This window comes from Caballeronia sp. M23-90, from assembly GCF_053574605.1.
The window spans coordinates 1-9,824 of sequence record NZ_JBSIPA010000240.1; the positions used below are offsets into that span (position 1 = coordinate 1).

Consider the following 9,824-nt stretch of genomic DNA (forward strand, 5'->3'; position numbering starts at 1 on the left):
CAACTGGCCGGCCGCGGTTTCGAGGTAATGGGCGTATCGTTGGTCATGCATCCGCGCAATCCGCACTGCCCGACCGTGCATATGAACGTGCGCCTGCTGATCGCCACGAAAGCCGGCGAGGCGCCGCTCTTCTGGTTCGGCGGCGGAATGGACCTGACGCCGTATTACGGTTATGAGGAAGACGCGCAGCATTTCCACGGCGTGTGCCGTGACGCGCTTGTGCCGTACGGCGCGGATTTATACCCGCGTTTCAAGAAATGGTGCGACGAGTATTTTTATCTCAAGCATCGCAACGAGCCGCGCGGTATCGGCGGGATTTTTTTCGACGATTTCTCGGAACCCGGTTTCGACGAATCGTTCGCGATGATGCGCAGCGTCGGCGACAACTTTCTCAACGCCTACGTGCCGATCATCGAACGCAGGCGCAACACGCCGTATGGCGAAGCCGAGCGGGAATTCCAGGCCTATCGGCGAGGCCGCTACGTTGAATTCAACCTGGTATTCGACCGGGGCACGCTGTTCGGGCTGCAAAGCGGCGGGCGCACGGAGTCCATCCTGATGTCGATGCCACCGGCCGTTTCATGGCGATACAACTGGAAACCGGAAACCGGCACGCCCGAAGCGCGGCTTTATTCCGATTTCCTTGTCGCGCGAGAGTGGGTTTAAATAGCCACGGAAACATGAGAAACCGGCGCTGTACCCGTTGCATTCCGTCCCCAAAGAGGACCGTCCACTGAAACCCAATCTTCCTTGCGTTCACCGCGTCGGCTTGCTGGGCGGCACGTTCGACCCGATACACAACGCTCACATGGCGCTCGCGCGGCGTTTCGCCGAGTTGCTGGACCTGACCGAACTCGTATTTCTGCCGGCAGGCCAACCGTGGCAGAAAAAAGACGTGACGCCGGCGCATCACCGGCTCGCAATGACTCGCGCAGCGGCGCAATCGCTGCACATCGACGGTTTGAAGATCACCGTCGCGACCGACGAAATCGATCACGATGGCCCGACCTATACCGTGGAGACGCTCGCGCGCTGGCGCGAGCGGGAAGGCAAGGATGCGTCGCTGGCGTTGCTGATTGGCGCCGACCAGCTCGTGCATCTGGATTCTTGGCGCGACTGGAAACGCCTGTTCGAATTTGCGCACGTATGCGTGGAAACACGCGCGGGTTTCGATGTATCGACGGTTTCACCCGCTGTTGCCGAGGAAATCGCGGCCCGCAGCGCGAGCGCGGATGTGCTCCGGTGCACGCCGCACGGGCATTTGTTGATCGACTCGGCGCTGGCGCTCGAAGTGTCCGCCACCGAAATCCGCGAGCAGTCGGGCGAACGCCTCAAAACGCACGCGGCAGGCGGGATTGCTGCCGAGAGTAATGTTCCGTCCGCCGTATGGGACTATATTGTTCAACACCACTTGTACCATCGGTAAAAATATGGAAATTCAAAAGCTTCAACGCGCGATCATCGACGGTCTCGAAGACGTCAAGGCGCAGGACATCAAGGTGTTCAACACCACTCACCTGACCGCCCTCTTCGACCGTGTGATCGTGGCGAGCGGCACGTCGAATCGCCAGACCAAGGCGCTTGCGAACAGCGTGCGCGAAAAGGTCAAGGAGCTGGGCGGCGACGTCATCAGCACCGAGGGCGAGGAAATCGGCGAATGGGTGCTGGTCGATTGCGGTGACGCCGTCGTCCATATCCTGCAGCCGGCGCTGCGCCAGTACTACAACCTCGAAGAAGTCTGGGGCGACAAACCCGTGCGCGTGAAGCTGCAAAGCGCAGGCGGTTTCGGCGGCGCGCGTGTGACCGCGGACGAAGAAGACGAGGAAGACGAACCGGCGGCCAAGCCCGCGCGCAAGACCACGCGTCGCTGAGCTTCAGGTTCAGTGCGAACGTACCGCTTTACCTGAAGGCGGACGCTTCGTGCGCCTCACGCTGCCATGAAACTTCATATCCTCGCGGTCGGCCACAAGATGCCCGACTGGATCGCAACCGGCTTCGACGAATATGCGAAACGCATGCCGCCCGAGCTGCGCGTGGAGTTGCGCGAGATCAAGCCTGAACAGCGCTCGTCGGGCCGTAACGCCGAGAGCGTCATGGCGGCTGAACGTGTGCGCATCGAAGCAGCGTTGCCGAAAAATGCGCGTCTTGTCGCGCTCGATGAACGCGGCCGCGACTGGACCACGATGCAACTCGCCGGCGCCCTTCCCGACTGGCAACAAGATGGCCGCGACGTGGCCTTCGTGATCGGCGGTGCCGACGGTCTCGATCCGCACATCAAGGCGCGCGCCGACGTATTACTGCGTGTGTCGAGTCTTACGCTGCCGCACGGCATGGTCCGCGTGCTCCTGGCCGAGCAGCTTTATCGTGCGTGGAGCATCACGCAGAACCACCCATATCATCGCGCGTGAACGGCAACGGGTCATCGAAGGCGCGGAACCGCCAACGCGTGCGCTTCGAGGATTGCCTCAATGTCATCGACCACGTTTGCGTTTGTTTATCTCGCGTCGCAAAGTCCCAGGCGCCGGGAGTTGTTGCAGCAACTCGGCGTCAAGTGCGAACTGCTCCTGCCCCTTCCTGATGAAGACGCCGAAGCGCTCGAAGCCGAGCTTCCCGGCGAAGCCGCCGATGCCTATGTCCTGCGCGTATGCGCGGCGAAGGCACAGGCTGCATATGCTCGGCGCGTAAAGGGCGAGCACGCGCCTTCGCCCATCCTTGTTGCCGATACAACCGTCACGCTCGATGGCGCCATCATGGGCAAACCGGACGATGCCGCCCATGCCGTCGCAATGCTCGAACGGCTGTCCGGGCGTGATCACGAAGTATTGACGGCGCTCGCCGTCGTCGATTCCGAAGGCGGGATGCTCCAGCCCGTCCTGTCGCGTTCGCTCGTGCGCTTCGCCGCGGTCGACCGTGCTGCACTGCAACGCTACGCCGCCACTGGCGAACCGCTCGGAAAGGCCGGTGCGTATGGCGTTCAGGGACGCGCGGCAGCGTTTATCGAACGGATTGAAGGGTCCTATTCGGGTATCATGGGCCTGCCTCTTTTCGAAACAGCCGCACTCCTGCGCGTGGCGCGCGTCGACTTTTAAACCCGTCCATGAACGAAGAAATTCTGATCAACGTCACACCGCAGGAAACCCGCGTTGCCCTCGTTCAGCAAGGCGCGGTGCAGGAGCTTCATGTCGAGCGCACGTTGTCGCGCGGCCGAGTGGGTAATGTATATCTTGGCAAGGTCGTGCGTGTATTGCCGGGCATGCAGTCGGCGTTTATCGACATCGGGCTCGAGCGCGCCGCGTTCCTCCATGTTGCCGATATCTGGCATCCGCGCATTGCCGGCGAGACGCATTCGAGTGCGCCGCATATCCCCATCGAGAAGATCGTGTTTGAAGGGCAGGCGCTGATGGTGCAGGTGGTGAAGGATCCTATCGGTACCAAGGGCGCGCGGCTTTCGACTCAAGTGAGCATCGCAGGACGTACGCTGGTTTATTTGCCGCAGGAACCACATATCGGGATTTCGCAGAAGATCGCGAGCGAGACCGAGCGCGAGGCGATTCGTGCGCGTCTCACGGCGGTTCTGCCCGTGGATGAAAAAGGCGGATACATCGTCCGCACGATCGCAGAAGATGCGACGAGCGAAGAACTTGCCGCCGACGTCGCATACTTGCGCAAGACATGGACGACGATCGTCGCGCAGGCCCAGCGCGTGGCGCCGACTTCGTTGCTGCATCAGGATCTCAATCTGGCACAGCGCGTATTGCGCGATTTCGTGAATGACGAGACCTCGCGCATTCAAGTGGATTCGCGCGAGACGTATCAGATGCTTGCGGACTTCGCGGCCGAGTTCACGCCGGCGGTGGCATCGCGCGTGCATCATTATTCGGGCGAGCGCCCGCTTTACGATCTGTACAACATCGAAGCGGAGATCCAGCGCGCGTTATCCCGCCGCGTGGATCTGAAGTCGGGCGGATACCTGATGATCGATCAGACCGAGGCCATGACCACTATCGACGTGAATACGGGCGGTTATGTCGGCGCCCGGAATTTCGACGATACGATCTTCAAGACCAATCTCGAAGCCGCCCATACGATTGCGCGGCAATTGCGGCTCAGGAATCTGGGTGGGATCATCATTATCGATTTCATCGATATGGAGAACGTCGAGCATCGCGATCAGGTTCTCGGGGAGTTGAAGAAGGCGTTGTCGCGCGACCGCACGCGGGTGACGGTCAACGGATTCTCCCAGCTTGGACTGGTCGAGATGACGCGCAAGCGCACGCGCGAATCGCTGGCCCATGTGCTGTGCGAACCGTGTCCGACGTGCGATGGAAAAGGCCAGGTCAAGACACCGCGCACGGTGTGTTACGACGTGCTGCGCGAGATCATGCGCGAGTCGCGGCAATTCAACCCGCGCGAGTTCCGGGTGGTGGCGTCACAGCAGGTAATCGATCTGTTTCTGGAAGAAGAGTCGCAGCATCTGGCCATGCTGATGGACTTTATCGGCAAGCCGGTGTCGTTGCAGGTCGAGTCGAATTTGAGTCAGGAACAATACGACATTGTTTTGATGTGATCCTGCCACGCTGAGAAGGACCGCATAAAGAGCGCCGATGAAAGCCGCGCCCGAACTAAGAGCCTGAGATTGTTCTAAGCCCGGCGCTCGCGAGCACGGCGTTCGATCCGTAGGAGAACGCATGGTGCAGCTATACCGTCAACTCCTTCGGCGAATGCGTTTTCAGCCACTCAGACAGCACCAGATCAATCCGTGTCTGCCAGCCATCTCCGGTTTCCTTGAAAGCCGCCACCACCTGCGGCGACAGTCGAAGCGAAAGCGGAACCTTGGTCGGAGCCTTCTGGCTGCCACGCACCCCAACTTTCGCGCGCAAAGAAGGCGGCAACGCGTTCTCACCGCGCTCGAACGTCTTCAGATCGTCAGTCGTGAGTTCACGCACTTCACCGTGCTCATCAATCATGGGTTTGCGTGCTGTCATAGCGATTTACCTCTCTCGAATTAGCCTTGCGAAAACTGATTACGCGGATCCCATCATCGGTTTCAGTGAAACACAGCACATGCAAACGGGCGTCAAGGAAGCCAAGCGCAATGTACCGAACCTCGCCGTACTCGCGCCGCTCGGCGGAGCCTATAAGGGCGGTGCCGAAATCAATGTCCACTGCACGCTCAAAGGAAAGGCCACGGTCGGTGATGTTTCGGGAATTCTTGTTCGGATCGAAGGTGACGTGTATGAACCTAATTGTATATACAAAATACGTATAATGCAAATAGAGAGCGTTGAGCTAGTGCCCGGGTCGTGCACGTCCCGCCCATACGCTGCACGTCCTTGTTCCGTAGCGGGACGAGCGAGAGGCCAGCTTCGTTGGGGGGTTGCCATGTACACCTTCATTTCCCCTCGCCGTCGGGTTCGCCACAATGATGTGAAAAAGATCAGCGAGCCTCCAAGTGGCTTGATGTAGCGGCCGCCAGGGTGCCGCACACCCCACTTCAATCCAGCAACACCCCCGGCCGTACCTTGATCTTCGACCCCGCTCCGGCCTGCATTCCTGCCATCAATGTTTCGCGGCCCTTGCGGGTGACGCAGGTCGTCGAAAAGATCAGTTCGGCGTAACCCAGCTCCCGAAAATGCGCGGCAATCGTGGCGGGTATCCTCCCGCTTCCGTTGATCGCCAGTTCGAGCAGCCAGTCCAGTTCGAATTCGGTGAGGTCGTTGTGCATTGCGCTCTCCAATCTTCAATAGCATCGTTTTCTGGAGCAGACAAAAGCTGTGACTGGCATCGATACGGCCGCTTGAAATGTTCAAGATCAACGGCCCCCCGATCGATACCGATCGAATATACGCACGCAAACAGCGGCCAGATTCAGCCGCGCCACATCGTGTCCGGAATTTTTTTATCGGTGAAACAGAAAATCGCTCAACTGAAAGACTTATGCAAACTCCGGTCGATCGCTGCGACCAGGGCATGCAGCGAAACCGGCTTGCTCAAATGCCCGTCGAAGCCGGCATCCAACGCTTTTTTCACGTCCTGCTCGCGGCCAAAACCCGTCAGCGCAAGCGCCGGAATTCTCGCGGTTCGCGGCGTGCTGCGCATCTGCCGGATCATCTCGTAGCCGTTCATGGTCGGCATGCCGATGTCCGAAAGCACCACGTCGAACTCCTGCTGCGTCGTGGCCACGAGCGCCTGCTCCGCGCTCGGCTCAGCCCGCACATGCGCGCCTTCCATTTCCAGCAACGTGCGAAACGCTTCGAGCGCTTCGACGGAATCATCGACAAGCAGCACGCGCAGGCCCGTCAGGATGCTCGGATCGACGACTTCGCGCGGCGCTTCCCCGCGCGGCGACGGCGCATTCTCCGGCAACCACAGCCTGAAGCGCGCGCCCTGTCCCAACCCTGCCGACTCCGCCTCGATGCGCCCGCCATGCAACTCTGCAAGCTGCTTTACGAGCGACAGCCCGATACCGAGACCACCGCGATCGCGACGGCCGCCGCCATCGGCCTGACTGAACATCTCGAAGATGCGTGGCAGAAAGTCCGGCGCAATGCCCTGCCCAGTGTCAGTCACGTCAAGGCACACGGAACCCGCAAGCTGCGATATCGCCAACTGCACGCGGCCGCCGCGCGGCGTGAATTTCAGCGCATTGCGCACGAGATTCCAGATCATCTGCTCGACGCGTTCGGCGTCGGCGTAAATCATCATGGCGGCGTCGGCGCCTGTCATCGATAAATCGATACCCCCCGAAACCGCATCCGCCGTGCTTGCTTGCACGACTGCACGCAACATTGACGTCACGTCCACCGGCGAGAACCGCAGCGCGAGCTTGCCCGTGCGCACGCGCGACAAATCCAGCAGGTCGTCGATGATCTTCGCCTGTCCCGCCACCGCGCGCTGGATGGCGTCGGCGGCATCCTGGACGATCGCGTTGTCGCGCACCTCGGGGGTGCGCGTGAGCAGCTCGGCCTTGACGTGAATCAGGTTGAGCGGGTTCTTCAACTCATGCGACAGGACAGAAAAGAACTCGTCCTTCACGCGATTTGCGGCTTCGGCTTGTGTGCGAATGGCGCGCTCCAGCGCCAGCGTGAGTTGCTGCGGACTTTCGACGCCGGTCTTGCCGGTGACATCGCGGGAGATCTTCGCGAAGCCCCGGAACGAACCCGATTCGACGGGCGTCGTCACGCCGCTGCAGAAGACCTCTACGCCATCGCTGCGCACATGCCAGCGTTCGTCTTCTGCGCGCCCGGCCTGGGTAGCCCGCTGGCGTTCCATCTGCGGCACGTGTGCGTCGCGGTCATCGGGAAGGAAGATGAGATCGATAGGCTTGCCGCGCACTTCGCTTTCCAGGTAGCCGAAAATGCGCTGCGCCCCGCCGTTCCACATGACTACGAGACCATCCATGTCCTGCACGATGATTGCATAGTCGTCCGTGGTGACGGCCGCGAGCCACAGGCGGTCTTCGCTGCTGCGCGTGGCGATTTCGGCGGCGCGACGCACGGTGATGTCGATCAGGGTGATCACGGCGCCGTCGATGTGATCGCCCGCCCTGCGATACGGCAATACGCGCGCGATAAACCATTCGCCCCGATCCGAGCCGATCTCGCGTTCGGTCAGTTTGAACTCGTTGAACGCGGCGCGGGCGTCGGCGGCCATGTCGGGATAATCGAGCCCATGGCGGAAATGAAGCAGGGACCGCCCGATATCCGATGCACTCAGCCGGAACAATTCGGCCGCACGCGGCGTGTATCGTTTGATCCGCAGTTCGCGATCGACGGCCACCGTTGCTATACCGGTGGAGGTGATCAGGTCTTGCAGCTCGTCGTTGGCGTCGACGGTTTCGGCGACTGTATCGGCCAGTGCGATGTTCACCGTGACGAGTTCTTCATTGACCGACTGAAGCTCTTCCTTACCTGCTTCGAGTCCCTCGCCGGTAGAACGAAGCTCCCCATTGATCGCCTGTAATTCCTCATTCAGGGCCTTCGAGTCAGAGGACGAAATAATAAGGGAGCCCGGTTGGGTTGAAGGATTCATCGGAAGCTCCTTCCGAGAACCGGCAAATCGCACGAACAATCGACGCAAAAAGCGTACGAACGCGGGGCGAGCCGGCCAATCTGTTTCCTGAGAATTCGCGCCGGGTGTCCTTCCGCCACGCGAGATATATCAGGATGGGTGGCGTTATTTTTCGCCGTCCTTTTAACTGATACTAGTCGCTATTGGCAAATGCGGTCGAGACAATATCGGGATTAATTAGGCGGATGTAGTTATAAGGCCGCACCATCTACACCTGTGAACCTGTTCACCGTTTAATCGGTAGAAACGAATTAGCGCTATACAAAAAATGCGGGAAAAAGGCCCGGTAAAATCTAATTGGGTCCCACCGCCCAAAACAGCTAAACCGGCAACGATGACCCACTCCATCCCTCTCCGCGTTACGATCTTTTCGCAGCCGTTACGTAACGCTGCGGCGTAACAGCCCGGTGAATGTGACCGGCTGGGGACGCTACGGGGTGTAGCAGCAATCGTGTTCTCTTCGAAATACATGGCACGTCTCGTGCACTGGAAACGTATCGCATTGACCAGTGCGGGTCTGAACGAGAACGCTCAGACAATAAAAGCAAACGGCTTGAATCAAACAGGCCACCATTAATAGCAACCGAATTGTGGCGCAACCGGGGAATTAAATTGAATAACTATCTTATCGAAAAAGATCTCGTGCATCTTGAACGCGTGGTAAACAAGATTGCCGCGAGTCACGGGCTTTCTCTGTCGTACTGGAGAAAACGCGTGGACTCGATGTTGTCCTTGACGCTCATGCCCGCCCAGCGCAAACGAGTTGGACAAATACACGCGGCCATCTCGATGCTCGAAGACTCGAATCCAAGACCGGCGTCCACGTGTGGCTGAAATATTGACGTTCCTGGCGCTCCGGCAACTGCGAAGGCAGGCCTGCCGGAAGCCGCACATCCAACTCAACAAGCGACATCGTTGCCCTCGGCCTCAACGTCAAACCAGCACACCTGGTATCAGGTTTAATAATAGGCAATGCGTTAAACACATATTCCAGCATTTGAAAAAGTGAAAATACGCACTGGCGCGATTATTAAATAAATATGAAGTGCGCCTGTTTCAATCCTCCTTTTTAATAATGCTGGACACGGTCTTTTTATATTTCTAAGATCGATTTTCCGTCGGCTCCGCTGCTTGCGCATCCGCGCCTCGCAGATGCTTTTCCAGAAAAAAGCCCGGATCAACCCCGTTAAATCGTCAGGACCTGCGTGTCGTCTTTCTTTATCGATCGTCCGGTATTTGCATGGATCGTTGCGCTCGCCATTTTCGTGGCGGGCGCGCTCGTCACGCCCTTCCTGCCCGTCGCGCAATACCCGCGGCTGACGCCGCCGCGCATCGTGATCTCGGCCATGTATCCAGGAGCCGCGCCGGAAAGCGTCGACAACACGGTCGCGAGCGTGATCGAAGAAAGTCTCGATGGCGCCGAAGGCCTGCAGTACTACGAAACCACGAGCGACAGCATCGGCGAACTCGAGATTGCCGCCACGTTCTCGGCGGGAACGAACCCGGACATCGCCATGGTCGATGTCCAGAACCGCATGAAGCAGATCGAATCGCGGCTGCCGCAGCAGGTCGTCCAGCAAGGCATCAGCGTGTTCAAGTCCACGGGCACCTTCCTGATGCTCGTGGCGCTCACCTCCACCGATGGCAAGCGCGATTCAGTGGTGCTGAGCGACTACGGGGACGCCGGTGATTGCGTTCAATCGCGGGTCGGTGCCGGAAGTGATCGAAAACGGCGTTTCGGGTTTTGTGGTGGA

The 9,824-nt window shown here is 59.3% G+C and carries 12 protein-coding genes; 8 read left to right on the forward strand and 4 right to left on the reverse strand.

Annotated features, from left to right (window positions below; translation table 11 throughout):
* The 6 genes from hemF to rng form a co-directional block, all read left to right on the forward strand.
* A partial coding sequence (hemF, locus tag ACRXB1_RS21505; protein WP_449493150.1) for an oxygen-dependent coproporphyrinogen oxidase occupies window positions 1–666 on the forward strand: 666 nt, incomplete at its 5' end.
* Between the two features lie 103 nt (window positions 667–769).
* Window positions 770–1,426: a nicotinate-nucleotide adenylyltransferase gene (locus ACRXB1_RS21510; RefSeq protein ID WP_372237101.1), complete on the forward strand. Its 657-nt coding sequence runs from the start codon at window positions 770–772 to the stop codon at window positions 1,424–1,426.
* A 4-nt stretch (window positions 1,427–1,430) separates the two neighbouring features.
* Window positions 1,431–1,871: a ribosome silencing factor gene (rsfS, locus tag ACRXB1_RS21515; protein ID WP_061998996.1), complete on the forward strand. Its 441-nt coding sequence runs from the start codon at window positions 1,431–1,433 to the stop codon at window positions 1,869–1,871.
* A 66-nt stretch (window positions 1,872–1,937) separates the two neighbouring features.
* Complete coding sequence (gene rlmH / locus ACRXB1_RS21520; protein ID WP_449493151.1) at window positions 1,938–2,408, forward strand: 23S rRNA (pseudouridine(1915)-N(3))-methyltransferase RlmH; 471 nt, start codon at window positions 1,938–1,940, stop codon at window positions 2,406–2,408.
* 60 nt (window positions 2,409–2,468) lie between these two features.
* Entirely contained in the window at window positions 2,469–3,089 is a 621-nt protein-coding gene (locus ACRXB1_RS21525; protein ID WP_082771396.1) for a Maf family protein, read from the forward strand.
* An 8-nt stretch (window positions 3,090–3,097) separates the two neighbouring features.
* Window positions 3,098–4,567: a ribonuclease G gene (gene rng / locus ACRXB1_RS21530; RefSeq protein ID WP_061998993.1), complete on the forward strand. Its 1,470-nt coding sequence runs from the start codon at window positions 3,098–3,100 to the stop codon at window positions 4,565–4,567.
* A gap of 130 nt (window positions 4,568–4,697) precedes the next feature.
* Here the strand turns inward: rng and ACRXB1_RS21535 are convergent, their stop codons facing one another.
* The 4 genes from ACRXB1_RS21535 to ACRXB1_RS21550 all read right to left on the reverse strand — a co-directional run bounded on the left by ACRXB1_RS21535 (window position 4,698) and on the right by ACRXB1_RS21550 (window position 8,031).
* Window positions 4,698–4,967 (reverse strand): BrnA antitoxin family protein, encoded by a 270-nt coding sequence (locus ACRXB1_RS21535; RefSeq protein WP_236873329.1) that lies wholly within the window; start codon window positions 4,965–4,967, stop codon window positions 4,698–4,700.
* Window positions 4,960–5,274 (reverse strand): BrnT family toxin, encoded by a 315-nt coding sequence (locus ACRXB1_RS21540; RefSeq protein WP_449493152.1) that lies wholly within the window; start codon window positions 5,272–5,274, stop codon window positions 4,960–4,962. The genes ACRXB1_RS21535 and ACRXB1_RS21540 overlap by 8 nt, the downstream gene beginning before the upstream one ends.
* A 220-nt stretch (window positions 5,275–5,494) precedes the next feature.
* On the reverse strand, window positions 5,495–5,725 hold the full coding sequence (locus ACRXB1_RS21545; RefSeq protein WP_061998984.1) for a hypothetical protein: 231 nt from the start codon (window positions 5,723–5,725) through the stop codon (window positions 5,495–5,497).
* Between the two features lie 197 nt (window positions 5,726–5,922).
* The gene (locus ACRXB1_RS21550; protein WP_449493153.1) at window positions 5,923–8,031 is read right to left on the reverse strand and encodes an ATP-binding protein; all 2,109 of its coding nucleotides are present in this window, start codon (window positions 8,029–8,031) and stop codon (window positions 5,923–5,925) included.
* A gap of 651 nt (window positions 8,032–8,682) precedes the next feature.
* On the opposite strand from ACRXB1_RS21550, the gene ACRXB1_RS21555 reads away from it, so the two are divergent.
* Both ACRXB1_RS21555 and ACRXB1_RS21560 read left to right on the forward strand, forming a co-directional pair.
* Complete coding sequence (locus ACRXB1_RS21555; protein ID WP_449493154.1) at window positions 8,683–8,904, forward strand: hypothetical protein; 222 nt, start codon at window positions 8,683–8,685, stop codon at window positions 8,902–8,904.
* A gap of 371 nt (window positions 8,905–9,275) precedes the next feature.
* Window positions 9,276–9,824: efflux RND transporter permease subunit (locus ACRXB1_RS21560; protein WP_449493155.1), on the forward strand; the 549-nt coding region annotated here is incomplete at its 3' end.